General features: G+C 62.7%; 19 protein-coding genes. 13 read left to right on the forward strand and 6 right to left on the reverse strand.

Going from position 1 to position 25863, the window contains the following annotated elements; all coding sequences use genetic code 11:
• Window positions 1-24: 24 nt before the first annotated feature.
• Window positions 25-1803, forward strand: a complete 1779-nt coding sequence (locus BWR18_RS04050; protein WP_076626819.1) for an SLC13 family permease — start codon at window positions 25-27, stop codon at window positions 1801-1803.
• An 82-nt stretch (window positions 1804-1885) separates the two neighbouring features.
• Here BWR18_RS04050 and BWR18_RS04055 read toward each other — a convergent pair whose 3' ends face one another.
• Window positions 1886-2620, reverse strand: a complete 735-nt coding sequence (locus tag BWR18_RS04055; RefSeq protein ID WP_157598644.1) for a nucleotidyltransferase domain-containing protein — start codon at window positions 2618-2620, stop codon at window positions 1886-1888.
• Window positions 2621-2646: 26 nt separating this feature from the next.
• Complete coding sequence (locus BWR18_RS04060; protein ID WP_076626821.1) at window positions 2647-3117, reverse strand: hypothetical protein; 471 nt, start codon at window positions 3115-3117, stop codon at window positions 2647-2649.
• Between the two features lie 244 nt (window positions 3118-3361).
• On the opposite strand from BWR18_RS04060, the gene BWR18_RS04065 reads away from it, so the two are divergent.
• Window positions 3362-3844 carry a hypothetical protein gene (locus BWR18_RS04065; protein ID WP_157598645.1) on the forward strand — a complete coding sequence of 161 codons (483 nt, stop codon included), beginning with the start codon at window positions 3362-3364 and terminating at the stop codon, window positions 3842-3844.
• A 172-nt stretch (window positions 3845-4016) separates the two neighbouring features.
• Here the strand turns inward: BWR18_RS04065 and BWR18_RS04070 are convergent, their stop codons facing one another.
• The 3 genes from BWR18_RS04070 to BWR18_RS04080 all read right to left on the reverse strand — a co-directional run bounded on the left by BWR18_RS04070 (window position 4017) and on the right by BWR18_RS04080 (window position 8443).
• The gene (locus tag BWR18_RS04070) at window positions 4017-5675 is read right to left on the reverse strand and encodes an FAD-binding dehydrogenase (RefSeq protein WP_076626823.1); all 1659 of its coding nucleotides are present in this window, start codon (window positions 5673-5675) and stop codon (window positions 4017-4019) included.
• Window positions 5676-5685: 10 nt separating this feature from the next.
• A complete protein-coding gene (locus BWR18_RS04075) occupies window positions 5686-6543 on the reverse strand; it encodes a bile acid:sodium symporter family protein (protein WP_076626824.1) in 858 nt (285 codons plus the stop codon).
• A gap of 127 nt (window positions 6544-6670) precedes the next feature.
• Complete coding sequence (locus BWR18_RS04080; RefSeq protein WP_076626825.1) at window positions 6671-8443, reverse strand: SLC13 family permease; 1773 nt, start codon at window positions 8441-8443, stop codon at window positions 6671-6673.
• A 246-nt stretch (window positions 8444-8689) separates the two neighbouring features.
• On the opposite strand from BWR18_RS04080, the gene BWR18_RS04085 reads away from it, so the two are divergent.
• From BWR18_RS04085 to BWR18_RS04125, 9 genes are all read left to right on the forward strand, one after another.
• Window positions 8690-9436: a YebC/PmpR family DNA-binding transcriptional regulator gene (locus BWR18_RS04085; RefSeq protein ID WP_076626826.1), complete on the forward strand. Its 747-nt coding sequence runs from the start codon at window positions 8690-8692 to the stop codon at window positions 9434-9436.
• A 430-nt stretch (window positions 9437-9866) separates the two neighbouring features.
• A complete protein-coding gene (locus BWR18_RS04090) occupies window positions 9867-12176 on the forward strand; it encodes a hypothetical protein (protein ID WP_157598646.1) in 2310 nt (769 codons plus the stop codon).
• A gap of 21 nt (window positions 12177-12197) precedes the next feature.
• Entirely contained in the window at window positions 12198-13166 is a 969-nt protein-coding gene (locus tag BWR18_RS04095; RefSeq protein ID WP_076626828.1) for a hypothetical protein, read from the forward strand.
• A gap of 20 nt (window positions 13167-13186) precedes the next feature.
• Window positions 13187-16933 carry a hypothetical protein gene (locus tag BWR18_RS04100; protein ID WP_157598647.1) on the forward strand — a complete coding sequence of 1249 codons (3747 nt, stop codon included), beginning with the start codon at window positions 13187-13189 and terminating at the stop codon, window positions 16931-16933.
• Window positions 16934-16999: 66 nt separating this feature from the next.
• Entirely contained in the window at window positions 17000-17893 is an 894-nt protein-coding gene (locus BWR18_RS04105; RefSeq protein WP_076626830.1) for an endonuclease/exonuclease/phosphatase family protein, read from the forward strand.
• Window positions 17894-17958: 65 nt separating this feature from the next.
• Window positions 17959-18609, forward strand: coding sequence for a hypothetical protein (locus BWR18_RS04110; protein ID WP_076626831.1), 651 nt, complete (start codon window positions 17959-17961; stop codon window positions 18607-18609).
• Between the two features lie 107 nt (window positions 18610-18716).
• A complete protein-coding gene (locus tag BWR18_RS04115) occupies window positions 18717-20321 on the forward strand; it encodes a winged helix-turn-helix domain-containing tetratricopeptide repeat protein (RefSeq protein ID WP_076626832.1) in 1605 nt (534 codons plus the stop codon).
• 25 nt (window positions 20322-20346) lie between these two features.
• Window positions 20347-21510, forward strand: coding sequence for a phosphatase PAP2 family protein (locus BWR18_RS04120; RefSeq protein ID WP_076626833.1), 1164 nt, complete (start codon window positions 20347-20349; stop codon window positions 21508-21510).
• Window positions 21511-21519: 9 nt separating this feature from the next.
• Window positions 21520-23544 carry a S8 family serine peptidase gene (locus tag BWR18_RS04125; protein ID WP_076626834.1) on the forward strand — a complete coding sequence of 675 codons (2025 nt, stop codon included), beginning with the start codon at window positions 21520-21522 and terminating at the stop codon, window positions 23542-23544.
• 203 nt (window positions 23545-23747) lie between these two features.
• Here the strand turns inward: BWR18_RS04125 and BWR18_RS04130 are convergent, their stop codons facing one another.
• Window positions 23748-23984 (reverse strand): hypothetical protein, encoded by a 237-nt coding sequence (locus BWR18_RS04130; protein ID WP_076626835.1) that lies wholly within the window; start codon window positions 23982-23984, stop codon window positions 23748-23750.
• A gap of 277 nt (window positions 23985-24261) precedes the next feature.
• Between BWR18_RS04130 and BWR18_RS04135 the strand changes: the two genes are divergently transcribed.
• Both BWR18_RS04135 and BWR18_RS04140 read left to right on the forward strand, forming a co-directional pair.
• Window positions 24262-24861, forward strand: coding sequence for a LysE/ArgO family amino acid transporter (locus BWR18_RS04135; protein WP_076626836.1), 600 nt, complete (start codon window positions 24262-24264; stop codon window positions 24859-24861).
• 39 nt (window positions 24862-24900) lie between these two features.
• Window positions 24901-25803 carry a DMT family transporter gene (locus BWR18_RS04140; RefSeq protein WP_076630111.1) on the forward strand — a complete coding sequence of 301 codons (903 nt, stop codon included), beginning with the start codon at window positions 24901-24903 and terminating at the stop codon, window positions 25801-25803.
• Window positions 25804-25863 lie beyond the last annotated feature (60 nt).

The following is a 25863-nucleotide window of genomic DNA, read 5'->3' on the forward strand; positions in this document are numbered from 1 at the left end:
CTGCGCACGTTGAGGGGCCGCACCATGGGGCTGATCGAGCTTTCACAAACCGGCAATGCCGTCCTCACCCTCATCGTGGTGGGCGTGATGTTCGTGCTGTTTCTGCGCGAGCTGTTCCCGACCGAGGTGGTGGCGATCAGCGGAACAGCGTTGCTGCTGGCCACAGGTGCGCTGCCTTACGAGGATGCGCTGCGTGTCCTGTCAAATCCGGCGCCGTGGACCATTGCGGCCATGTTCATCATCATGGGGGCGCTGGTGCGCACGGGTGCGCTGGATGCCTTTACCGGGCTTGCCGACCGAAAGGCGCGCAGCAATCCGGCGTTGGCGGTTGTCATGCTGATGGCCTTTGTCATCCTCAGTTCGGCCATCGTGTCCAATACCCCCGTTGTCGTGGTGATGATCCCGGTCATCATTCAATTGGCCAAGACCATGGGGCTGTCCCCCTCGAAGATGCTGATCCCGCTGAGCTATGCCGCTATTCTGGGAGGCACCCTCACCCTGATCGGCACGTCGACCAACCTGCTGGTCGATGGTGTCGCGCGCGCGCAGGGCATGGCGCCCTTTACGATCTTTGAGGTGACGCCGCTGGGCATTATTCTGGTTATCTGGGGGATGATCTATCTGCGGTTCTTTGGTCCGATGCTGCTGCCGGAGCGGGACAGCATGGCGGGCCTGCTCAGTGACCGAAGCCGCATGAAGTTCTTTACCGAAGCCGTGATCCCGCCGGAATCGAACCTGGTTGGCCGCGATGTAACCGGGGTGCAGCTGTTCAAGCGGGACGGCGTGCGTCTGGTCGATGTGATCCGGGGCGATGAATCCTTGCGCCGCAACATGGCTGGCGTTCAGTTGCAGGTGGGCGACCGGGTGGTGCTGCGCACGCAGATGACCGAGCTTTTGAGCCTGCAGCGCAACAAGGAACTCAAGCGGATCGACCAGGTGGGTGCGATTGAGACGACCACGGTTGAGGTTCTGATCACGCCCGGTTGCCGCATGGTCGGGCGGTCTTTGGGCGCGCTGCGGCTGCGGCGGCGGTATGGGGTCTATCCGTTGGCGGTGCATCGGCGGAACCAGAATATCGGGCGGCAGCTGGATGATCTGGTGGTCAAGATCGGCGACACCTTGCTGCTCGAGGGCGCGCCGGAGGATATTCAGCGGCTCGCCGCGGATATGGATATGGTTGACGTGTCGAAGCCCTCGCAGCGGGAATTCCGGCGCGGCCATGCGCCGATCGCGCTGGCGGCCCTTTTGGGGATCGTTGTGCTGGCCGCCTTTGGGCTGGCGCCGATCCTGATGCTGTCGATCCTGGCGGTGGCCACCGTTTTGATTACCCGCTGTATTGATGCGGACGAGGCGTTTTCCTTTGTGGACGGGCGCCTGCTGGCGCTGATCTTTTCGATGCTCGCCATCGGGGCCGCGCTTGAGGCGACGGGGGCGGTCGCGCTGATCGTGGATGCGGTCGCGCCGGGGTTGATGGTGCTGCCGCCGTTTCTGATCGTGTGGGCGGTTTATCTGCTCACCTCGGTGCTGACGGAGCTGGTCAGCAACAATGCCGTGGCTGTGGTTGTGACGCCCATCGCGATCGGGCTGGCGACCGCTTTGGGGATTGATCCGCGGCCCCTGGTGGTGGCGGTTATGGTGGCGGCGTCGGCCTCTTTTGCGACGCCGATTGGATACCAGACCAACATGCTGGTTTATGGGCCGGGCGGGTATAAATTTACCGATTTCATGAAGGTCGGGATCCCCTTGAATTTGAGTGTGGGGTTGCTCGCCTCGGCGGTCATTCCGTTTATCTGGCCGCTTTGACCCACGCCCCGTCTCAGCGTGGGACGGGGCGCGCGGGAAGGGATATCAAGGGCTTACAGGGGCGTCTTAACCTTTTGTTCACCTATCGCGGGGGGCCTTCGCCGATCAGGCGCTTGAGCGACAGGCGGCGGGAGACGGTGTTGGGGGCGTCCGAACCTGCGCCCGGGCGCAGGTCGGCCACGAGGGCACGGAGCGGGGCGAAATCACCCTGGGATACGGCCCCGGCGAGTGTGCCGTAGCGGTCGACGATGTCGGGATGCGCGTCGGCCAGTTTGCGGTATTGGCTGCGGGTGCCGAAATGGTCGTCTGCGGCGCGCTGCAGAGCCACTTCGAGCAGCATGGGCACGGCGCGCAGGGCCAGGGCCGTGCGGCCAGGACCGGTGCGGGCCAGCGCCGCCTCGGCCGTGTCGAGGGCCGCGCGCAGGTTGTGCTCTGTGGCATGGGACAGTTGCGCATTCACGTCGCGCAGCGCGGCGCGGTATGCGTCTTGCAGCCCGGTAAAATCGGGCAGCTTCCCGTCAATCAATTGACCATAGGCCGGGCCGAGAAGGCCGATGGGTCGCCCCGCACGGCGGCTGAGATCGGGCAAATGGGTCAGGGCGTTTTCCGGCACGGCGCTGCATTGAATGCGCAGGGTATCTCTGATCAGGCGCCGTTCGTGCAACTCGTCACCGGGCGGGGTCACCACAAAGAGGTCGACATCGCTTTTGTCAGCAACGGAGCCATCGAGCTGCGAGCCATAGAGCAGGATTGCGACGGCATCGGGATAATGCCCACGCTTGACCGACTGGATCGCGTCACGCGTGGGTGCTGTCATGTGGTCAGGAAACTGCATGGGTGTCGTCAGTAGATCCCGTATTCATCCCCCCACCAAGTTGGACCGTCATCGCGCCAGAATGAGGTTTCACCGAAACTGTGCCAGTCTAGGAACGGATCGTCGAAGCCATTTGCGCTTTCCCATGCGTCGGCCATGTCGGACATTTCATTGTACTGGTCGAAGATATCGTCATATGCGCCGGCTTCGGCATTTTCCGCCATCCACTGCGACGTCTGGTTCACCACCATGTTCGTCACATGCTCAGCCGGTTCCGGAATGTTCTGGTAGGCGTCCAACACGCTGTTGATCCGCGGATCCTGCAGGACGGTTTCGAACAGTTCAACAGCGGCGTCAATCTGCCATTGCTGATAGTCTGCGGGGTCGGGGGCGGGTTGGTTTCTGTCCCAGTAATCCTGGAGGAAATTGTCGGATCCCCCGTGACCGCCAAAGTTGGGGTCGAGCATCAGTGCCGTTTCGTAATAGTCGAGATCGTACATTGTATAATATCCCGTGTTTTGGAAATGACGTAGCGACGACGGTACGGAGCGGTTTGCAACGGAACAATTACACGGACAGGTGCGCGGCGGGCGTGGGCGCAAATCTGCCATTTGCGACATGCGAATCGGATGGGGATCGCCGACGGGCACGTTTGCGTGTGTGGCGCCCCGGAGGTGCACAATTTTGCCGCTTGATCCGTAAGGGATTGTTTACACATCGGCGCTAGGGATGGCGGCAATCGCCATGCCTGACCTTCGCCGCCCCGCGCATCTGATCACGCCCGCCTATGAGGACAATGGATTGTTCCGGTCGCCCGTACGCCGGATCACCGTTGGACTTGTTCCGCAGGCGCACCGCAACAACCGCCAGGACCTGGTTGTGCGGGGCTTTCTGCCCGACGGTGCGGTGATCGAGGTTGTGTTTGCCGGGCGCCGCAACAGGCACGCGTTGGGGATTGAACAGCGTTTGCGCGCCCTTCTGTTTCACGCGCGGGCAAAGACGCCGGGATGGCGGGCCGAGGGCGTGGATACGGTGCAGTTGCCCCTGCGGGTCGAAGGGGTATGGCGGTCGCGGTTTACCCGCGATGCCTGGGGCTGTGAGACGCGGCACCACCAGTTGATTGCCGCGCGCTGGGCGCTGTTTGACGATGCCGGTGTTGCGCATCTGTTCGGGGAGGCGCCGGTGCATCTGGCGGCGCCGCGCCCGGTGCAGATTGACGGGCAGTGAACGGTGGCGTGCGGTGCGTTCAGGTGCGTGCGCGTGCGTTCAGCGGTGTGCACGTGCGTTTGGCGATCCGCCGGGCGGTCCGGCGTGTTTAGGGGCGTGAAGGGATGTGCATGTGTTTAGGCGCACGCGCGGGGCAGCCGCCTTGTGAGGCCGTGTCGGGTCCGGGAGGCCCTTATGCGATGGCTTCTGATCGGCCCGCGTTGCGGCCTGAAAAGATGCAGCCGCCCAAAAATGTTCCTTCGAGCGCGTTGTAGCCGTGATAGCCGCCGCCGCCGAAGCCTGCGACCTCGCCTGCCGCGAAAAGGCCGGGCACGGGCGTGCCGTCGGCCCCGATCATCCGGCTGTCCAGCGTGGTGTGCAGCCCGCCCAGCGTCTTGCGCGTGAGCACGTGCAGCTTGACCGCGATGAGCGGACCGTTGGCCGGATCGAGGAACTTGTGCGGTTTGGCCGTGCGCAGGAGCCTGTCGCCGCGGTAGTTGCGCGCCGCGTGGATCGCCATCATCTGCGCGTCTTTCGAGAACGGGTTGTCGATTTGCGCATCGCGCGCTTCGATCTGGGCGCGCAGTTTCGCCTCGTCAATCAGATTGCCGCCTGCGACCTGGTTCATGCCGCGCACGAGCGTGGCGAGGTCGTTTGCCACGACGAAATCCTCGCCCTTTTCCTTGAACGCCTCGACCGGGCCGGTGGCGTTCTTTCCCGACAGGATGCGTTGCTTGATCACCTCGGACCATTTTTTGGATGTGAGGTCAGGGTTTTGTTCGGAGCCGGAGAGGGCAAATTCCTTTTTGATCACCTTTTGTGTCAGCACGAACCAGCTGTAGTCGTAGCCGGTGGCCAGGATCTCGCGCAGGGTGGACATGCTGTCGAAGCCGGGGAGCGCTGGCGGCTTGAACCGGTTGCCTGTCGCGTCGAACCACATCGACGAGGGACCCGGCAGGATGCGGATGCCGTGGCTGGGCCAGATCGGGTCCCAGTTTTTGACCCCTTCGGTGTAGTGCCACATGCGGTCGCCGTTGATGACGTGGCCGCCTGCGGCCTCCGATATGCCGATCATGCGCCCGTCCACGTGGGCGGGGACGCCTGCGACCATTTTCTGGGGCGCCGGGCCGAGGCGGTCTGTGGGCCAGACCTGGCGCACCATGTCGAAATTGCCGCCGATGCCGCCGGAGGTGACGATGACGGAGGGGGCGTTGAAGGCGAAGTCACCCACTGGATCGCGGTTGGTTTTCTGGCCGCGTTCGGCGCTGTCATCGGCGAGGATGGTGCCGCTGACCCCTTTGGCTGTGCCGTTTGCCATGTCGATGCGGTCGACCTGGTGGCGGAAGTTGAAGTGGATGCGGCCGGCGCGTTCGTGTTCTTCGCAGCGGCGCACGAAATGTTCGATGATGCCGGGGCCGGTGCCCCAGGTGAGGTGGAAGCGCGGCACGGAGTTGCCGTGCCCGTCAGCAAAGCTGCCGCCCCGTTCGGCCCAGCCGACGATGGGGAACCAGCGCAGGCCCATGGCGTGGAGCCATGGCCGCATTTCTCCGGCGGCGAAGTCGATATAGGCCTCGGCCCATTTGCGGGGCAGGGCGTCTTCGTCCCGGTCGAACTGGGCGCTGCCCATCCAGTCGTTGAGCGCCAGCTCGCGGCTGTCGCGGATGCCCATGCGCCGCTGTTCGGGGGTGTCGACCATGAAGAGGCCGCCGAGCGACCAGAAGGCTTGCCCGCCCAGGAAACTGCGGGGTTCCTGGTCGACGATGATCACGCGCTTGCCCCGGTCGCCCAGTTCTGCGGCGGCGGCGAGGCCTGCGAGGCCCGCGCCCACGACGATGGCGTCTGCTTGATCCATGAGGGCCTCCTTACCGGCTGCGGAACCATGCGACGAAGGGTGCCGCGACGATGTACATGAGGATACCATAGACGCCCGAGGGCAGGGCCATGGCGCTGAACCCGTCGGCCTGGCCCGCGATCAGGGCGGCCAGCGTGATGCCGAGCGTGGCGTTCTGGATGCCGGTTTCGACCGAGATGGTCTTGGCCTGGTCCCATGGCAGGCGTGCTGCGCGGGCGAGCACGAGGCCGATGAGGAGGAGGGCGGCGTTCAGGACGATCAGGGCGGGGCCGAGCGTGCCGAGATTGGCGATGAAGATGTCCCAGTTGGCGGCCAGCGCCGCCACCACAATGATGATGAAGAGAAGCGTGGCGAGGCGGGACAGGAACGGCTCGACCCGGACGGCGAGATCGGTGGCGAAGTGGCGGATCAGGACGCCGATCAGCACGGGCAGCGTCACGATGATGAAGACCGAGATGGCGAGGCCGGTGACCGAGACGTCAGGCGCGGCGTCGCCCATGAAATGCACCACCGACCAGGCGGCAAGCACGGGCACGGTGAGGATGCTGAGCAGGCTGACCACAGCGGTAAGCGAGACGGACAGGGCCACGTCGCCCCTGGACAGCCGCGCGATCATGTTGGAGGTCACGCCGCCCGGGCAGAAGCTAAGCAGCATGAAACCCACGGCGATTTCCGGGCCGAGACCGAAGGCACGGACGACCCCGTATGTGACCACGGGCAACAGGATAACCTGTGCGATGGCCCCGATGGCAAAGGATTTGGGCGTGCGCAGAACGCGGCCGAAATCGGCGAAGGTTAGGCCCACGCCGAGGCTGAGCATGATGATGGCCAGCGACAGTGGCAGCACCACGTTGATCAGTATGTCCATGATGTCTCTCTCTCCCTGGCGGGCAGGTTAGACGGGCAGATCGGCGGCGCGCAATGTTTACGCTTGGTCAGCCGTCTTCTTGATGAAGACACCGGACCGGAACTTTTCCTGAAATGCCGGCGCCCTGTCAGAGCGGCCAGAAGACGAGGATGGCGGGGATCGACACGGCGATCACGATCACTTCGAGCGGCAGGCCGATGCGCCAGTAGTCGCCGAACTGGTAGCCGCCGGGGCCGAGGATGAGCGTGTTGTTCTTGTGCCCGATGGGCGTGAGGAAGGCCGAGGAGGCCGCCACCGCCACCGCCATCAGGAACGGGTCGGGGGAGACCCCAAGGGTCTGCGCCATCTGGATGCCCACCGGGGCGGCCACGATGGTGGTTGCCGTGTTGTTCAGCACGTCCGACAGGCTCATGGTCACAACCATCAGCACGGTCAGCACGGCCCATGCGGGCAGGCCCTCGGTCAGGGTGACAAGCCAGCCTGCGATGAGTTCGGTGCCGCCTGAGGTTTCCAGCGCGGCGCCCAGCGGGATCATGGAGCCGAGGAGCACCACGACGGGCCATTCGATATGGGTGTACAGCTCGGACAGGGGCACGATCTTGGACAGGACATAGGCCACGACCACGAGCCCGAGCGCGATGGGCAGGTAGAGAAGGCCGACGCTGGCCGCGGCGACAGCACCCGCAAAAAGGCCGATGGCGAGCCACACCTTGTCATCCGCTGTCACCGCCAGCCCGCGTTCGGCCAGCGGCAGGCCGCCCAACCATTGGGTCACGTCCTGCCCGGTGTCGCGCGGCACCAGCAGCAGCAGGATGTCGCCTGCGCGGATCTGGGTCTTGCGCACCTGTTTGGTGATCCGCTTGCCGCCGCGCGAAATGCCCATGAGCACCGTGGATTGCCGCCAGCTGAGCCCGACGCTTTGTGCGGTGCGCCCGATCAGGCGGGACTGGTCACCGACCACGACTTCTATGATTTCAACACCTTCGCCTGCGGCTTTCAACTTCTCTTCGCGCTTGGCGTCGGCGACCGACAGGCTGAGGGCGGCGCGGAATTCGTCGAGCGCGTCTGGGGTCGCTTCCAGCACCAGCGCGTCGCCGTCCTGCAGCACCGTGTTGCGGGCGCGGCCATAGCGCCGCTTGCCGTCGCGGATCAGGCCGATGATGGCGACATCGGCTTTTTCGGCGTCCTCTTCCAGCTCGCCCAGCCGTTTGCCGGACTGTTTGGAGCCTTCGGGGAGTGTCAGTTCGGCGATATATTCCGAGAGCGCTTCGGTCGGGCCGTCGGCGTCGGCGCGGGCGGGGATGAGCCGCCAGCCGACGAGGGCCACGAAGGCCAGCCCCGCGATGGCCGCGACACCGCCCACGGGGGCGAAGTCGAACATGCGGAAGGGTTCGCCCAAAGCATCCTCGCGGATGGTGGCGATGATGATGTTGGGTGGGGTTCCGATCAGTGTGACCATGCCGCCGAGGATGGTGGCGAAGCTGAGCGGCATGAGGCTGAGCCCCGGAGAGCGCCCGGCCTTGCGTGCCGTCTGGATGTCCACGGGCATCAGCAGCGCGAGGGCGGCCACGTTGTTCATGAAGGCCGAGAGCACGCCGCCGATGGCGCCCATCAGCGTGATATGCGCGCCGAGAGAACGGGAGGCGTCGACCAGCGTGCGGGTGATCAGGAAGACCGCGCCTGAGCGCACCAGACCGGCGGAGACCACGAGCACCAGTGCCACCACCAGTGTCGCGGGGTGGCCGAAGCCGGAGAACGCGTCGTCACTGGGCACCACCCCGAGCACGACGCCCAGCATCAGTGCCGAGAAGGCGACGATGTCGTATCGGAATTTGCCCCAGAGCAGGAGGCCGAAGACGGCGCCGAAGAGGGCGAAGAGGATGATCTGGTCTGTCGTCATTCGGGCACGTTAGGGATGTGGGGGTGACGGGGCCAGTTGTTTTTGGGTGCGCCCGTTTGGACCTATTCAAAGGACGCTGCGCGACGCGATTCATTTTTGTTGATGAGGGGTTCCACCCCTCAAACTCCCCGCCGTATTTTCAAAGAGAAGAAGCGGTGATGTCGTGGCGTGCGGTGCCCTTGCCCCTGTGGTAGCCGATGGCCTATAGACGCGCGGACCACGGAAGTTGCGAGACAGGAGGCGCGCATGGCCGGCCACTCAAAATGGGCGAATATTCAGCACCGCAAGGGGCGTCAGGACAAGCTGCGCGCCAAGCTGTTTTCCAAGCTGTCCAAGGAGATCACCATTGCCGCCAAGATGGGCGATCCGGACCCCGACAAGAACCCGCGCCTGCGGCTGGCCGTGAAAGAGGCCAAGGGGCAGTCGATGCCCAAGGACAATATTGATCGCGCGATCAAGAAGTCGGTGGCCGGTGAGGGCGAGGATTATGAAGAGATCCGCTATGAGGGCTATGGGCCCAATGGCGTGGCCGTCATTGTCGAGGCGATGACCGACAACCGCAACCGGACGGCATCGACCGTACGCTCGACCTTTACCAAGAATGGCGGGAACCTGGGCGAGACCGGCAGCGTGGGGTTCATGTTCGACCGGAAGGGGGCTGTGAGCTATCCGGTTGAGGTTGGTGACGCCGACACCGTGATGATGGCGGCGATCGAGGCCGGGGCCGAGGATGTGGAGAGCACCGAGGACGGGCATGTCATTTGGTGTGCGGATACCGATCTGAATGACGTGTCCAACGCGCTGGAAGCCGAGTTGGGCGAGAGCGAGAGCACCAAGCTGGTGTGGCGCCCGACCACGACGACCGAGATGGACCTTGAGGGCATGCAGAAGCTGTTGCGGCTGGTGGATGCGCTGGAGGATGATGACGATGTGCAGACCGTCACCACCAATTTCGAGGCCAGTGACGAAGTAATGGCGCAGCTGGACGGGTAGCGGCGCTGGTCCACCTGCGGGTGGGTTGTGTGCGGGCCGTGTGCGGGTGATGTCCCGCATGCGGGCGTACTTTATATGATCATTTAAGTCATTGTTCTGCCCGCATCCGTTTTGACGGGTGCGTGTGCCGTGTGAGCGGCACATTGAGGCGTTCAAGGCGCCCCTGGGGCGTGCCGACGTTTGTTCCAGGGATGCGTTTGAGCGCGCGCGCCGTTTCGGTGGTTTCAGAACTTTTCGGGGAAGTTTCGGAGAACTTTCAGGTCTTGTGAGGCCCAAGACTTCATTTTCGTCTCAGCCGTTCTCGTGCTGCGATTGGGTTTTGAGTGTGTGTCAGCCGGTTCTGACCGCTGACCGAGATCCTTTCAACATTTGGCGGCATCGCAGGTTCCAGGGCCGTGGCCCAAACTCATTGATCCAAATGGAGACGAACATGATTAACATCCGTGACGCCAAGACCGTCCGGTACGCCAACGACACCAGGCTTGCCACGGTTTACCCCGATTTCTCCCAGTCCGGCATGTGGTACGTCGTGCCCGAACCGCTGTTTGCCAAGCGCACGGTGGCGGACCGGGAGATCCCTGTGTTCAGCCTGGTGGAGTACACCACGCAAACCGGTGACGCGATGGCGACCTGCACCTTTACCGTGCGCCTTGACGTGTCGCCCGAGGCGCTGGCTGCGGTGCGCGCGGCCATTCCCGGGGCAACCTTTGGCCAGCTTGACTGGATTTCGAGCGCGGTGACGGCGACCTTTTCCATCGAGGGTCAGGAATATGTCTATATCGCCGAGCCCAGCATGGCGGGCACCAATGAGGCGACGTTCATCATTCCCCTGGAAAGCCAGGCGATGGTCAACTTTTTCAAGGCCAATTTCGGGCCGGATGCGCCCGCCACATCCGGGCTGAGCATCGACTATGACGTGACCACGCTGGCCAAGCTGCAGGCGGTGAAGGCGACGGTATCGTTCAACTCTGACCAGGCCTTTGAGTATGAAAAGACCGTCGATGTCAAAAAGAACATGTGGGGGTCCGTCACGGACCGCAAGACCACGATCCGCCAGTCGCTGAACGCGTCGCAGGCCGGATCGACCGAGATCGACTACAACATCGAAAACCCGTCCGAAGAGTTCAAGCGGCGCATCGAAAACTGGGCGTTCAAGGCGCTGGAAGGCCTGGTGGATCAGGCGGTCGAGACCGCGGCCAACACGCTTGGCCCCGGCAATGCCGACAAGATGAGTGCAAAATACGTGGCCTCGTTTTCCAAGGAATACAAAGAGAACCAGGTGATCGAATGGGTGATCTCACCGCAAACGCAGCTGCCCGCAAATGAGATCAGTTCGAATTGGGGTGAGCATTACAGCACCGCGGATTTCCGGCGCCTGATCACCAATTTCAACATCCTTGGCGATTTGAAGGACGCCCAGGTCGAGAGCGTGAACCTGTCGGCAGTGTATCACGGCACCACGAAAACCCATGAATTCAAACCGGATGCCTCCACCCAGTGGGCGTTTAACGTTGATGGGCAGAAGGATGGGGGCGGTCACTTCGATCCGGAATATGAATTCACCTACAAGGTTGTGCTGACCGACGGGCAGAGCTTTGAGGTCGGGCCCGAAAAGACCACGGACACCAATATCTCGATCGGGTTCTCGGATCTTGGGCTGGTGAAGGTCGATTTCAGCGGCGATGCGTTGAATTTCGATGTGATCGACAAGGTTGGCATCGACTTTATGTTCAACACGCCCGCGGGCGCGCCGAACGTGCATCAATACGAAGAGATCACCAAAGAGGCCAAGACGGCCAAGTTCAAAAGCGATACGTCCCTGCATCTGAAGAATTTCGACTATTACTACCGGCTGACTTACCACGCGTCGGTGAAGGCAGGTCAGGATGAGCAAGGCGACGACGGCGGGCCGGATGGCGGTGGCAGCGCAACCTATGTCATGGCCCCGATCGTCAATGGTGGTGGCAAGGCCAAGACCACCGTTTTGCTGGAGGATCCGTTCCAGGAAGTCTCCTATGGCATTGTGACCGGCGACAGCGGTGGTGACGGTGAAAAGGCGGAGATCGACGAGGTCATCCTGACGGCCACCTATGATGATGACATCAATGGGCTGAATTTCCGTGAGCAGGTGCGGTTCAAGACCTCTGACACGACGTTTCAGGACATCTCGATCCTGGCGGTGGACAACCCCAATGGCTCGTATGTGCGTCTGAACGGGCTTGTCCGCATGAAAGACAGCCCAAGCCAGCCGGTGCGCGACGTGTATCTGCCGGGGCGGTCGTCGTTCCTGGAATTTGTGCCCGGACGCCGCCAATTCTCGGTCAAGTTCGACGCCACGCTTGTGGATTGGGACAAGGTACAGCTGGTCAAGGTGGACGTCTTTACCGTGCTGCCTGACCAGACCCTGAGCCGTCATTGCGCGGAACAGGAGATCGAGCACAAGAAAGATCTGGTGCAGTCGATCGAGTTTGGCGCGCAACCCAAGCAGACGGATGGAACACGGCTGCCGACGCCCGACCAGTTCTTTACCTTCTCTTATCCCGAAGGCCAAAGCCCGTCCTATTACTACGAGGTGGCCTATTATCCTACGGGCGATGGCGCCACCACGCATGTGGCGGAGACCGATGGTGATCTGGCAACGGTGATCCTGCCACCCAACGGAGAAAGCAAGGACCGCGTGGTGATGCAGGCCATCGACGACCGGCACACCGCTTTCACCGTTCTGCCGGCGTTGCATTAGGCGCAAGGGGGGATTGGTGCGATGCTAGAGAACTTTTCCACGCCCGCCCCCGGCCACGGCGCTGCCCCGTTTCCGGGGCGGCCCCTGGGTCCGGGGCGCCAGTTGACAGCGTTGGTGGCGGATTGCCTTGCGCCCGCCACCAACATGAAGTCGGTCCTGACCGCAGATGGCAGCCCGCTTGAGATCGGCTTTGCCGCGCATGGGGGCACACCGCGCTACACGCTGGAGGCCGCGTCACCCGGCACGCCGGTTCTTGCCCGTGTGGGCGCGGTGCATGCCAGGGCGCTGCGCCACGGGCTTGCCTTGCCCTGCGACGAAAGATTTGTCGCGCTTCAGAGGGCCGCGCCCGCAGGGCTTGAATTTGGCGCCTGGTTGGGTCTGAGGGTGCGTGACGGCGACGTGGCCCCCAAGATCTATGTCGAGTTGCCGCGCGATCTGGATCCGCAGCTTCTGCAGATCCTTGGCCACCCCGTCTGGAGGGGGCTGTCGCCCCGGTTGGTCGGGCTGAGCGATGACAGGGACGGTGGGGTCGTCACGGAGCTTTACTTTGGTGGGGCGCCTGCCACGCGCGGCGGGCTGAGCAGTCTGTTTCTTGAGGCTGGTTTCCATGACGTGCGCGCCGTGGCGCGCCTGTTCGATCTGCTTCAGGTGGTGAATCCCGGGGCCGCAGACAAGCGTCTGGCCTGTCACGATGTCGGGGTCAGTTTTGCCCACGGGCCCGATGGCAGGCTGCTGGCGATTTCCGTGCTGCTGTATGCCGATCAGGTGTTTGGTGGAGGGCCGAACCTGCGCCCGCGCGTTGCCCGTCTTTTCGAACTGCTGGGCGGCGATCCTGCTGCCTATCTGGCCGACACTGCCGCCGCACCGGACCCCGCGCGGCATGGGATCTTGAGCCTGACGGTGACGCCGGACGGAGCCATGGCCGCGCATATCGGCCTGAGTGCCGATCCTCTCTCTTTGAACATTCAACAGGAAAGACTGATCCAATGACCCAAGCTCCTTTTGCTGTCATGGCACAATATCCTTTCGCCGCCACGGCCAATCCGGCCAGCGACAATGTCCTTTTCAACACCCGCTTTACCGAAGTGCTGGAGCCGGTGCAGACCGTGGCGCCGGGCACGGATTTCAGCCTGCACCTGAATGACGCTGGGCGGCTGGATCTGTACACGGTCGGCACCGGGCAGAACGTGTTCCGGATGCGAAGGACGGCTGGCCAGGCCACGGAGTACGACCGCGCCGATCTGGGGTTCGAGGCGCGCGCGCTGGCCGTTTTCGATGCGCCGAACAAGGTCAAGGGGGCGGACACGCCCGACATCATGGGCATCGACCAGGGCGGCGCGCTGACGCTGGCCAAGTTCAATGAAGAGACGGGGGCGTATGTTCAGAAAGTGTCGCAACCGGAAAAGGCGACCGAGGTGTTGTCGCAGTTCAAGGCGGTGGCCCTCGATGACACGGTCTATGCCTATGTGGTGTTCGATGATGGCACGGTGGCCAACAATTTCCTGCAGCTGGGCGACGAGGCCTGGGCGTCGGAGCATTGGGCGCCCTTGTCCGCGCCGGGGGGTGGCAGCGCCAAGGTGCTGAAGATCGCGACCTGTCAGAACAACATTCGCCAGAATGCCATCTACGCCATTTCGCCGGACAAGTCCGTCTGGTTCGCCGACAGCCGCAACCGGTTCACCGAGTTTCAGGATCTGGGGTTCCTGACCGTTCGTGACATCGCGGTGATCGAAGACAGCGACAACCTGCTGAACATCGTGGCCATCGGCCATGACAATCAGACATCCGACCCGGATGGGGTCTGGGTCAAGCGCCAGAAGAAGTACCCGTCAGAGCCGGGGCGGATCGAGTGGGACGACTGGGACAAGATCTCGGACCGGGTGGACGGTGAGGCGCTGCGCGTGTCGCTGGATGCGACCGGGCTGGTGACGATCTTTGTGCTGGGCGATGGAGAGGAGAACCGGCTGCATGTGATCCGCGAGATCCGAGATGCGCGGCGCGGGCGCACGGGCTGGACCATTGCGTTCCCGCTGGGTAATCCGGTGCCCCATGCCGTCTTTGCCGTGGCGCAGGATGCCCAGGATCTGGCCGAGGCGTTCCTGATCTCGACCGATGTGACCGGCGGCACGCAAGCCGTGACCCGGTTCTGGCAGGACCCGAGCACGACCATCTGGTATTCCGAGCATCTGCGCATCGCGCAGCCCGATGAAGCCATCCGCTTGCCGGTCCATTCGGTCGAGATCACCGTGCAGGACGGCACCCAGGTGGCGCTGCCCGACGCCGGTGTGTCGATCAAGTGCGACACGGCGGGCACCTTGCGGCTGAACGGGCGCAGCTATCCGATGGGCCCGCTGGAGGCGCCGGTGCGGCTGGTGACCGATCCAAGCGGCGTGATCCGGGCCACGTTTGTGACCAATTCGCTGTCCTCGCCAACCCTTGTGATGCGCCTTGATGGCATGAGCGAGGACGAGGCCATCACCTGCGAGATGAATGCCGATCTGCAGGACCGGCTGGGCAAGGTGACCGAGGATGAGCTGCTGGCCCAGAAGAAGGCCAATGGTGAGCCGCTGGTGCCGGGCACGACCGAGGACGAGCGCAAGGAAAACGCCAAGGCGATGGCCGAGATCAGCCAGAAGACGATGTCGCTGGGCAAGCCACAGGATCAGCTGCGCCTCATGTCGCAGACGCCGTACCTTTGGGGCAACTCCCGACCCGGACCGCGCTATCATTTCCGGGCGCGGGACGACAATCCGGCGCATCTTGACCTTGCCGCCGTCCCCGAACAGCATTGGCGCATCCGCTTTCCCGATCAGGGCAGCGTGCGCGTCGAAGACATCACGCCAGACGAGGCGCACGCCACCCTGAGCGCCGCCGCCAACAAGAACACCCTGCCCGATGAGGCCATGAGATCCCTGGGTCTTGGCCAATCCATCGGGGAGTTTTTCGGTGATCTTTGGCAGGCCGTGAAGAACGGGGTGGCCACGATTGTAGAGGGGCTGAAAGAGATCGTGGTGACCACGATCATTGATCCGATCAAAAAGATCGTTTCAGCCGTCAAAGCCGTTGTTAAACTTGTCATCGACGGTATCGAGTATCTGGTTGAGCAGACGATCAAGCTGATCCAGCAGGCATTTGATTTCCTTGAAGGCATTTGGGCCAAGCTCAAAGCGTTCTTCGAGGACCTCTACAAGTGGCTCGCCTTTCTTTTTGACATCAAGGACATCGCACGCACCAGTGAGGCCGTCGAACATATGATCGAGGTCGGCATCGACTTTTCGATTGTGGCTGTCAAACACATCCGGGGTCAGGTCGAGGAGGGGCTGAATACCATTTCGGACCGGGTGAAGGAGGCGATGGATTCCTGGGCCAAGGACATCGCGGGTGAATCGTTCAATTCATTCTCGAACAAGGATCAGACACCCGCCGACAAGGAAAAGGCGGACGATCTGTCAGCCCACAACCCGGTGGGCGGCGCGTTTCGCGACAATTATCAGCAGGCGCGCGATCCGTCCGGCGCACTGGCCGCGCAGGCGCTGGCCGATGAGGATACAACAGCGCTGGACGACATTCTTGCGACCCTTGATCAGTTGAGCCAGAACTTTCAGTTCGGTGACGGCAAGCAAGCCTTTGACGACGCGCTGGGCTATTTCAGCAAGATCGGGTCGAGCCGTGGCGATATGATCAATCTGGCGATGGCGGGGATGGTCAAGGTGCTGGAAGCGGTGTCGCTGACGGCCATTGCGCTGGCGCGCGGTGTGATCCTGTCGATCTTTGATTTGCTGATCCTGCTGCTGAAACTGGTGAAGCGTGCGGCCACCGCGGATATCGAAGTGCCGATTGTCGGGCCGATCTACAAGTTCTTTACCGGCAAGGAGCTGACCTTTCGCGTGACGGGCCTGATGGCGCTGTTGGTCGCTGTTCCGGCCACCATCGGGTACAAGGCGGGCACCGGTACGGCCCCGTTCAAGGACCAGGCCGCCGTTGATGAGTTCAAGCGCAGTGTCACGGTTGAAAGTCTGGCGCGGTCTGCTGGCTTTAGCGTGAGCGGCGGGGCCCTGGCCAAGGCGAGCAAGACGGTCGGTGTCGGCAATTCGGTCAAGAAGGTCATGCAATGGTGCGCCTTTGGCACCTTTGTTTTCCGCATCTTTGTCGAGCCGCTACAGAACATGATCGTTGGCGCCAAGCAGCTTGCAAACATCGACGAGGGCCCCGGCATCAAGAAGATCAAGGCCTTTGACTTTGGCAGCGTTGTCACCGGGCTGGTGGGCGCGTGTACCTGGATCCTGCGGCTGTTGTCGTCTGTGTTTTCGGCGCCATGGCTGAATTCCAGCGATGCCCCCGCGCCGGGCTGCGGGTCCGGCAAGGCCTATGGTGCGATTGTCTGGATCATGCAGTTGGCGTTGGGTCCGGTGTTCGGCGCAGTCTTGTGGTTTGCCAAGGTCCGCTTTGGCAAGGACACCGGGCTTGTGAACATCATCCGGCTGATCATATGGGGCCTGGTGCACACCGTTATGGCCGTTGCCCAGGCGATCGCCGGTGGCTTTTCCTCGGGTCTTGCGATTGCGCGGGGCATCATTTCGCCCATTGTCGCGCAGTTCCTATGGTTTGGCCTGCTCAAGGAGGTGTCCAAGCCGACCAAGACCATTTCGATCTGGGCGGTTGCGGGATGTTCGATCCTGGGGATGGGCGCCAATGCCGTCATGATGGCCATTGAAGCCAGTGCCGACGATGAGGCCGCCGTCGCCTATGCGGGCTGAGCCCAATGTCCCGCCCCGTGAGTGACCGGGGCGGGACCATTTTTCACCAGTGAATTGGATTTTAACATGCCATTAGATGACACTGCGGACACGCTTGTCCTGACCTACAATGTCTGCTGGGAGGCGATGACCCATACCTCGGGCCGCGGGTCTTGCGGGCCGATGTGCCAGGCCTGTCCCATTGTGCCGGGCCACGAGAAGCTGACCGAATGCGCGCTGAACATGGCGCATTGCATTGACGGGCTCCCATCGAGGCTGGGTGTTCCGAACTACGCTTTTGTCGGGCTGCAGGAGGCGAGCCGGTTCTGGGAGCTGACCTACCATGCGCCGCGCACGCTTGGGCGGATGGAGGCGGTGCATGGCAAGTCGCGGCAGGAAACCATCGCCTGTTACTATGATCCGGAGCGGTACTATCTGGCCCATGAACCGATCGAGAGTGCCCTGAGTGGCGGGCGCCCGTTTCAGATCCTGATCTGCGCCGAGACCGAAGGCGATGGCGGCGTGATCTTTGTCAATGTGCACAACGGGCATGGGCGCGAATACGGGTTCGACCTGCTGACCGAGAAGCTGAGCGAGGCCATTCAGTGGCGCACCCTGAGCGAGGCCGAGCGTGCCTACCGGGTCATTGTCACCGGGGATTTCAACGAGGCGGGGTGGGACTGGTCGCGCGGGGTTTTGACCACGCGGTCCTGGCGTCCCTTTGCGCAGGCGGACATCCAGACCGAGGTGCATATCGGGCCGGATCAACCCTTTAGCTGTTGTCAGAACAATACCGGCGGGAACTGGAACGCGCCCGGTGGCGGCATCGCCAAGGGCAATCGCGCGGGCGACTATGTTTTCGACAGCCATGCGCCGGCCAAGGTACAGATCCCGCCCAGCTTTGACCCGGCCTATACCCAGTCGGACCATTTGCCGGTCATGGCGCTGCTGGGCGCGTGCCCGGGGCCTGATCAGAAGTGAAGAGGTTCGGGGCGCTGCCGGGCGCGGCGCCCCCGTTTTCGGTGTAGCAAGACAAGACAGGCCACATGCAGATCACGACCCGGACGGTTCATGACATTACGATTTTTCCCTATGTTCCCGGGGTCGCCGCCACGTTCGAGCCGGTCGTGTCGTGTGAAACGGGGGTTTGGCGGCAACGGCGTCTGTTGAACCACGGGCAGGAGCGGCTTGTCCTTGATGCGGATGTGGCGCCCGAAGGGCTGAGCATCGGTGCAAGCTATGGCTGGCGCGGGCATCTGGACGATGGCACGGCGACCGGTGCGATGTGGACGTTTTGCACGGACCTTGCGCCCCGTGTCGGGTTCGGCGTCACCCGGAACTGGGCGCGGCCCGGATGTGTCGCTCCGCTTTATGGGGGGCTGGAGGACGCGGTTCTGCGGCTCGAACCCTTGAGAGACGTGATCGCGCTGATCCCGTCGCCCAACCCGAGCGTCGGCCTTGCCCAGGCGCAGTTGGGCCGGGCGGGCTGGTTGGTGATGCTGTCGTCGGTGGTGCCCGCATGTGTCGGTTTTCTGATCGAGGAGGCACACCTGCCGTTGCACCTGTGCGAAGGGGCTGAGGGCGTGTCGATCAAGGCCACATCCCTGCGCACCCTGCAAACCATTGGTCTGCAAGACCTGCGCTGCGCACAGGCCAGTGACACAAGTCTTTTCCTGCGCGAGATATCCTCGTGTTAACGGCCCTGAAAAAAAGGGTTGGTCCGCCCCGGGAAATGCGGCACCTTCAACTTCGGGGGGAGGCACGAACGCAGGCGTTACACCCTTGGATGGGAGCGTTTCGGCTTATGGACGGGACAGGCGATAGGGGTGACTTGGTCCGGCTGGGCCCGGTTACCTATGTTCCGGTCTCTGATCGGTTGATAGATCCGAACGGGCGGGACATCTCTTTGCGTGCGCAATCCTTGCAGGTGCTGCGACATTTGGCGAAGCAGAATGGCGCGCTGGTGTCGCGCGACGATCTGATCTCGACCGTGTGGGCGGATGTTGCCGTTACAGATGACAGCCTGACGCAGTGCATCAAGGATATCCGGCAAGCGCTTGGTGACAGTGCCAAATCCATCCTGAAGACAGTGCCGAAGCGCGGTTATGTGCTGCAGGGCGAGGTTCAGCCGTCCTGGAGCGTGGACCAGAACGCGACCGGGTTTGCAGAAGCCCAGATGCCGCTGTCCAATCGGGCCATCGCGCCGCAGCTGGACCCGCGGGACATGCTGCCGACCCTTGTCGTTGTCCCGTTCATATCGAAGGGCGGGCAGGACGCGGACGTGTTCGGCACGTTCTTTGCCAGCGAGATCGCCAAGGCGCTGAGTGTGCTGGATGATGTGAACGTCATCTCGCAGTTGTCGACCCGGACCCTGGGGCAAAATGATCTGGGCCATGAGGTGCTGGGCCGCAAGCTGAACGCGGATTTTGCATTGACGGGTTTTGTCGTGGCCCATGGCACCCAAATCGTTGCTTCGCTTGAGTTTTCCGAGATCGAGAGCGGGTTCATGCTGTGGTCGGACCGGGTGCAAACGACCTTCGATCCTCTGGCCGCACAGACCGAGGGCGTCGAGATGATCGTGGCGCACATCCAGCGCGCCATCATGCTGAACGAGGTGCGCCGTGTGGGCGCGCAACATCTGCGGGATCTCAAGCTGTTCAGCATCCTGCACGGCGCTGTCGGATTGATGCACCGTTTTGTACCGCGCGATTTTCAGATGGCGCGGGTGCTGTTGGAGCATGTGATCGAACAGGCGCCGAACCATCCCACGCCGCTGGCCTGGAAGGCGCGTTGGCATGTGCTGAACTCCGTGCAGGGTTGGACGGATGCGCGCACGGGTTCTGAAACCGCACTGGAATTGACCGCCATGGCGCTGGATCTTGATCCGCACCATACCCATGCCCTTGTGTGTGAGGGCCAGGCGCTGGTGCATCTGGCGCGTCGTCTGGATGCGGCCGAAGACAGGTACAGCGCGGCCCTTGCATCCAATCCCAACGACGCCAATGGCCGCGCGCTGCGGGGCATGTTGCGGTCCTTTACCGACCGCGGGGGTGAGGGCAAGCGCGATACCGAACGCGCGCTGCATCTGACGCCGCTGGATCCGCATCGTTTCTTCTTTCTCGCGCTGGCTGCAGGATCGTGCATCGCGGTGGGCGATTACGACCGTGCGGTGACGCTGGCCAAGGAGTCGCTGCGGCTGAACCGCACCCACGTGTCGACCATGCGCATGTTGGCGGTGGCCCAGCTGGGCGCCGGTGACGGCGATGGCGGGCGGCGCACGGCGGCGGAGCTTATGGACATGCAACCGGGGCTGCGCGTCAGTTCCTGGCTCAGATCATCGCCGAGTGCCGGATATGCGGTTGGCGATCAATTTTCGACCATGCTTCGGGATCTTGGGATTCCGGATTGATTTCAAAGAAGGAAAGGGTGGGGTTATGCCAAGAGAAAGTGGATTTAGTGGCTTTTCAGGGTTTAGCGGGTTCAGTGGTTTCAGCGGGTTTTCGGGCTTCAGCGGATTTAGCGGGTTTTCCGGGTTCAGCGGCTTCGGCGGTGAAAGCCCGGAAGCCGCGCTGGCGCTGACCACCAACCGGGACGGGATCGTGTCGAGCAAGATCGACACGATCACCTGTCCTGCTCCGGGTGGGTGGGATGATCCCGAGACGATCAAGCGCCTGTCCCCCGAAGTGCGCGCAGCCCTTTACCTGTCAGAGCTGGCGCCGAGCGTCGAGGTCACCGCATCGTTGTCCGAGGCCGGGCCGACCACGACCGTCTGGCGCCGGATGGGGCGCCGACAGGGTGGTGAGCGCGAGGTTAAGATGGTCGAGATGACCGCGCCGGATACAAAGCAGTTGGCCAAACAGCTGGACTACGTGATCGGCTATGCCCAGATCCGCAGCGACCGATTGGCCGAGGTGACAGCGCAAATTGGTCTGTCCGAGCCGTTTTACGCCACCATCGGCTATCTTGGTCCGGACCGCACGCCCCATACCATGGCGTTGCTTGAGGCCTGTGCCGCGTTTTCCTTTACCGTGATCCAGCGCACGAAGTATTCGCTGGGCGTCAAGCGGCCCATCGAGTTTTCGCCGCAGGTGCAGCCGATGATCCCGACGCCGACCCATGCCACCCTGCCCAGTGGCCACGCCACCGAGGCATTCATGATCGCGCGCCTGCTGTGGAAGCTGCTGCGCGCCAGCAACGCGCCCCAATATCAAGAGGATTACTGGGGCCAGATGCTGATGCGGCAGGCGGCGCGCATCGCCATCAACCGCACCGTGGCGGGCGTGCATTTCCCCGTGGACAGCGTTGCGGGCGCGATCCTTGGCCTGACGCTGGCGCAGCATATCGAGGCGGAGGTCAAGGGGACGCAATGGACCTCGAGCAGTTTCGACGGGCCCGCCTTTAGCGCGACGGAGGATTTCGACTGGACCCAGATCTATGATGTCAACGACGACATGATGTCCCCGCGGATGGAGCATGATGGCTGTGTCTGGGGCACGTCCGTGGCCGACCGGCGGGGCACGGGCAACGCGTCCGCGATCCTGTCGTGGCTGTGGGACAAGGCCGTCAGCGAATGGGCCGATATTGGCGGCGCAGGGTAGGGGGCGAGCATGTTGAGATGGTCCGCGGCCAAGCCCGCGCAAGATGATGTCCTGAGCCAAACGGCAGATTTCCGGCTTGGCCGTGCCATTCACGTCGATGAGCCTGAGGACTGGTGGTCCGTTCTGTTGGAGATCGAGGGCAGTATTGATGATTTTGCAGAGCGGGCGGCACCGCTTGCCGAGGATATCATCATTCCCGTGGCCTATGATGCTGAGGACCGGACTGTGCCCGCGTCGCGCCAGCCTCTGGTCGTGTTCGCCCGACAAACTGCCATTGCAGCCTTCAACATGGAACCGGAGGCCTATGGGATTCTGTCGCTTCTGCTTGGGGCGGAGACACCTAGGCGGTTTCTGGACCGACACGCGACGCCCCCGCCAATGACCGAGATCCCGGTGAGCGAGGACACCGTCGTGATGGCGGTGATTGATGACGGGATCGGCATCGCCCACAACCTCTTTCGCACCGGGCCGACGGCCAGCCGTGTTCAGTTTGCCGCGATTCTGGAGGCTGAGCCGTTGGTGCGGGGGTCGCGGGCGTCAGTGGGTCGTGCGTTGATGCAGGACGACATCGAAGATCTGCTGAGCCAGTGCACCCGCGGGGCCTTTTTGGACGAGGATCTGTTTTACACTGCCACGGGACAGGTAAATTTTCGCACGCAGGTCTTTTCGACTGTTGCCTTGCGACGGTCGCACGGCACGCATGTCACCGCGCTGGCCGCGGGCTATGCGATGGAGGATCAGGTCGAGAACAGGCCCATTATCTGTGCGGCCCTTCCTGCGCGGGTGGTCGAGGACACCACCGGGGTCAGCTTTTTGCCCAGCCTGTACCTTGCGTTTCATATGCTTGTGAAACAGGCGCGCCGGTTTAGGACACAAGCGGGCCATGCCCCGGTGCAGTTCAACTTTTCCTATGGCAACTCGGGAGGGCCGCATGACGGCACCGGCCTGTTTGCGATGCTTTTTGAGTATTACTTTGGCGCGCATGCGCAATGCCCGCAAAGGGCGTGGCTGACTTTGCCCGCAGGCAACAGCAACCTGCGCCGCCTGCATGCGCAGGCCGCGGGGGCCAAGACCAAGCTGGATCTAGATGTGCTGCCCGATGATCGTACGACGTCGGAGGTGCAGATCTGGACCCCGTTTAACGGCAGCGTTGAGCCTGCGCCCGTTCAGGTGAGTGTGGAGACGCCGCATGGCGCCCTGTCTCTGATCGGTACGACAGATACGATGTCGCAGCGTTTGATTGATGACAACGGGCGCGAGGCTGCGCGGTTGTCGTATGAGTTTGTCGGCGCCCCTGTCATGCGCGGGCTGTTCCTGCTGAACATCAATGCGACCGCCAGTCATCTGGATGAGGTTCTGGCCCCCTCGGGCACCTGGCGGCTGGAGATCATCCGTGACCTTGGCGCCGAGCCCACAGAGGTGCCGCCGGTCGAGGTCTGGATCCGGCGCGACGAGACGTTGCCCGGGTTCCGGCCGGGCGGCAGGCAGGCCTTTTTCAGCAACGATGATTACCGGCGCTTTGGTAAGTTCGGACTGCCATTGGCGGTGGATCCGAAGGACACGCCCTCGCCGATCCGGCGCGCCATGACGATCAGCGGGTTTGCCTGCGGGCAGTCCCCCATCACCGTTGCCTCATATACCGAACGCGAGGAGGTCGTGTCGCTTTATTCGGGTGCGGGTCCGCTGAACCGTCCGTCATCGCCCCAAGGTTCTGACCGTGATGGGCCGGATCTGGCGGCCAAGGGCGACGACAGCTTTGTCCTGCCCGGGGTCTTGAGCGCCGGATCGCGCAGCGGGACGTTCGTGCGCCAGGGTGGGACAAGCGCGGCCACTCCGCGCGTGGCGCGTGCGGCCTCGTCGGCCATCGGGGCGGCATCCGGGACCGCGCGGGACTGGGCCAGGGACCCGCTACGTGACCACGCCGACGGTATTGCGCGGTTCGCGCTGAAGGACGGCACGCCGCAGCGGTCCGGCTCAGGTGGGTATGCCATTGAGGTTCAGGACCATCTGCCGCGCCCGGATGCCGAGTGCTGAGCAGCCGCCGCCGTATCAGGTCGTAAACTGGGTTGGTCTGTTATGCCACGTCATTCCAGTGCAGGGCGTGTTTGGCCCACTCGACTGCGACGCGGGTGTTCCGCCTCGCTTGCGTCGGCATCTTTCCGGTCGGAAAAACAAAGCGCCGCCCTGTCACCAGAGGCGGCGCCTATTCCTGCTGCGGTCGGCTGTTCTGCTGAGGATCAGAAGAACAGTTGCCGCGCCACCTGGCTCCAGCTTTGGGTGCCATCGGCATGGGGGGCGGGGGTTTGACGGCGCAAACGGCGCATCAGGCCCTTGAGGTCGTTCAACCGGGTGCGCGCAGCTGCCCCACCCGCGCGGCTTTGCACGGACAGGATCTTTTCCTGGGTCTGCAAGGCAGCCTCAATCAGTTCGAGGTCCTGCTTGGTCAGATCGACGGTATGTGTATCGTCAAGCATCGGATTTCATCCTTGTTATCGTTGACCAGCATATGGGGTCTGAAAGGTCATACGCCAATCATCAAAGATCAGATCAACGTGATACCTGTATCAGATGACATATGCTGGCAGCAGTGAACGCGTGGTCTGCCACGCGGGTCGGACCGATATAGGAAGCGATGCCCGGGATTGCTCTGCACAATTCTGCAAGGCTGCTGTGCAAAAAACGTATAGCTCGTGCGGGCTTGCGGTGCGAAGCTGATATAGCTAAGCCTCACCGGGTTTGCATGTGGGCACAATGATGGCGTCATTTCTTCCCGGTTTCTTGCTCTCTTTGTCTCTTATCCTCGCTATTGGGGCGCAAAATGCGTTTGTCTTGCGACAGGGTTTGCGTGGTGCGCATGTGTTCTGGACCGTCGTGGCCTGTTCGGTGTCCGAAGTGATCCTGATCACTGCGGGTGTCTTCGGATTCGGGTCGCTTGCGTCGGCCGTGCCCTGGTTCGAGCCGCTGATGCGCTATGGCGGTGCGCTGTTTCTGCTGTGGTACGGCTGGCAAAATGCGCGGTCGGCCTGGCGTGGGGGCGCCGCGCTGGACACATCCGGGTCCGAGACGCAATCGCTGCGCGGGGCGGTGGCGACCGTGCTGGCCATCACCTGGCTGAACCCGCATGTCTATCTGGACACTGTCGTATTGATCGGATCCGTGTCGTCGCAATATCCCGACCGCCTGGCGTTTGGTATTGGGGCGTCTGCGGCGAGTATCCTGTTTTTCCTTCTTCTGGGGTACGGGGCGCGGGTGATTGCGCCGCTTTTTGCCCGTCCACGGGCGTGGCAGGTGTTGGACGGGATCATCGCGCTGACGATGTGGGCCCTTGCGCTAAAGCTGCTGTTGCTCTGACGCCTTGTGCTTGCCCCTGGTTTTGGGATTGATGGGCGCATGACGTCTTCCCCCTCTCGTCCGCTTGTTGCCATCTTCTGGATGCTGGTGACCGGCTTTTGCTTTGTCGCGGTCACGGCGCTGGTGAAATACATGGGCGACCGTATTCCGCCGGCGGAGGCGGCGTTTCTGCGTTATTTGCTGGGGCTGGTGTTTCTGCTGCCGATGCTGCCGGCGCTGAGGGCTGCGCATCTGACTGGGCGGCAATGGCGGCTGTTCACGCTGCGCGGGGCGTTTCATACGGGCGGTGTGATCCTGTGGTTCTTTGCCATGACCCGCATTCCCATCGCCGAGGTGACGGCGATGAATTACCTGGCCCCGGTCTATGTCAGCATCGGTGCGGCCCTGTTTCTGGGCGAGCGGTTGGCGATGCGCCGGATTGCGGCCATTGCGGTCGCACTGATCGGGACAGCCGTGATCCTGCGCCCCGGTTTTCGCGAAGTGGCGCCGGGGCATATTGCGATGCTGTTCTGCGCGGTCAGCTTTGCGGGATCTTACCTGCTGGCCAAGATCATGGCGGATGAGGCGAAACCGGCTGTGGTCGTTGCGATGCTGTCCATCGTCGTGACCATCTGTCTGGCGCCTTTTGCGCTGGCCAACTGGGTGTGGCCGACGGGGGCGGAGTTGGGGCTGCTGTTCCTGGTCGCCTGTTTCGCGACCGCGGGGCACTACACGATGACGATGGCATTTGCCGCCGCACCCGTGACCGTGACGCAGCCGGTGACGTTCCTGCAATTGGTCTGGGCCGTGCTGCTGGGCGTGCTGGTGTTTGCCGAGCCGGTGGACATCTGGGTGATCCTGGGCGGGGCGCTGATCCTGGCGGCGGTGTCGTTCATCACCTGGCGGGAGGCGGTGCTGAAACGCCGCCCCATCACACCGCCAAGCCCGGCCACCAAGCTGTAGAATTTTTATTGATTGACGGATCAATAAAAAACCGTCACCATGCGTGTCATCCGAACCATG

This window comes from Tateyamaria omphalii (genome assembly GCF_001969365.1).
GTDB classification, from domain to species: domain Bacteria; phylum Pseudomonadota; class Alphaproteobacteria; order Rhodobacterales; family Rhodobacteraceae; genus Tateyamaria; species Tateyamaria omphalii_A.

What these genes read in the sequence shown, in the direction of transcription:
- BWR18_RS04050 (WP_076626819.1), top strand. Translation starts at nt 25, where the DNA reads ATGGGGCTGATCGAGCTTTCACAAACCGGCAATGCCGTCCTCACCCTC.
- BWR18_RS04055 (WP_157598644.1), bottom strand. Translation starts at nt 2,620, where the DNA reads ATGACAGCACCCACGCGTGACGCGATCCAGTCGGTCAAGCGTGGGCAT.
- BWR18_RS04060 (WP_076626821.1), bottom strand. Translation starts at nt 3,117, where the DNA reads ATGTACGATCTCGACTATTACGAAACGGCACTGATGCTCGACCCCAAC.
- BWR18_RS04065 (WP_157598645.1), top strand. Translation starts at nt 3,362, where the DNA reads ATGCCTGACCTTCGCCGCCCCGCGCATCTGATCACGCCCGCCTATGAG.
- BWR18_RS04070 (WP_076626823.1), bottom strand. Translation starts at nt 5,675, where the DNA reads ATGGATCAAGCAGACGCCATCGTCGTGGGCGCGGGCCTCGCAGGCCTC.
- BWR18_RS04075 (WP_076626824.1), bottom strand. Translation starts at nt 6,543, where the DNA reads ATGGACATACTGATCAACGTGGTGCTGCCACTGTCGCTGGCCATCATC.
- BWR18_RS04080 (WP_076626825.1), bottom strand. Translation starts at nt 8,443, where the DNA reads ATGACGACAGACCAGATCATCCTCTTCGCCCTCTTCGGCGCCGTCTTC.
- BWR18_RS04085 (WP_076626826.1), top strand. Translation starts at nt 8,690, where the DNA reads ATGGCCGGCCACTCAAAATGGGCGAATATTCAGCACCGCAAGGGGCGT.
- BWR18_RS04090 (WP_157598646.1), top strand. Translation starts at nt 9,867, where the DNA reads ATGATTAACATCCGTGACGCCAAGACCGTCCGGTACGCCAACGACACC.
- BWR18_RS04095 (WP_076626828.1), top strand. Translation starts at nt 12,198, where the DNA reads ATGCTAGAGAACTTTTCCACGCCCGCCCCCGGCCACGGCGCTGCCCCG.
- BWR18_RS04100 (WP_157598647.1), top strand. Translation starts at nt 13,187, where the DNA reads ATGGCACAATATCCTTTCGCCGCCACGGCCAATCCGGCCAGCGACAAT.
- BWR18_RS04105 (WP_076626830.1), top strand. Translation starts at nt 17,000, where the DNA reads ATGCCATTAGATGACACTGCGGACACGCTTGTCCTGACCTACAATGTC.
- BWR18_RS04110 (WP_076626831.1), top strand. Translation starts at nt 17,959, where the DNA reads ATGCAGATCACGACCCGGACGGTTCATGACATTACGATTTTTCCCTAT.
- BWR18_RS04115 (WP_076626832.1), top strand. Translation starts at nt 18,717, where the DNA reads ATGGACGGGACAGGCGATAGGGGTGACTTGGTCCGGCTGGGCCCGGTT.
- BWR18_RS04120 (WP_076626833.1), top strand. Translation starts at nt 20,347, where the DNA reads ATGCCAAGAGAAAGTGGATTTAGTGGCTTTTCAGGGTTTAGCGGGTTC.
- BWR18_RS04125 (WP_076626834.1), top strand. Translation starts at nt 21,520, where the DNA reads ATGTTGAGATGGTCCGCGGCCAAGCCCGCGCAAGATGATGTCCTGAGC.
- BWR18_RS04130 (WP_076626835.1), bottom strand. Translation starts at nt 23,984, where the DNA reads ATGCTTGACGATACACATACCGTCGATCTGACCAAGCAGGACCTCGAA.
- BWR18_RS04135 (WP_076626836.1), top strand. Translation starts at nt 24,262, where the DNA reads ATGATGGCGTCATTTCTTCCCGGTTTCTTGCTCTCTTTGTCTCTTATC.
- BWR18_RS04140 (WP_076630111.1), top strand. Translation starts at nt 24,901, where the DNA reads ATGACGTCTTCCCCCTCTCGTCCGCTTGTTGCCATCTTCTGGATGCTG.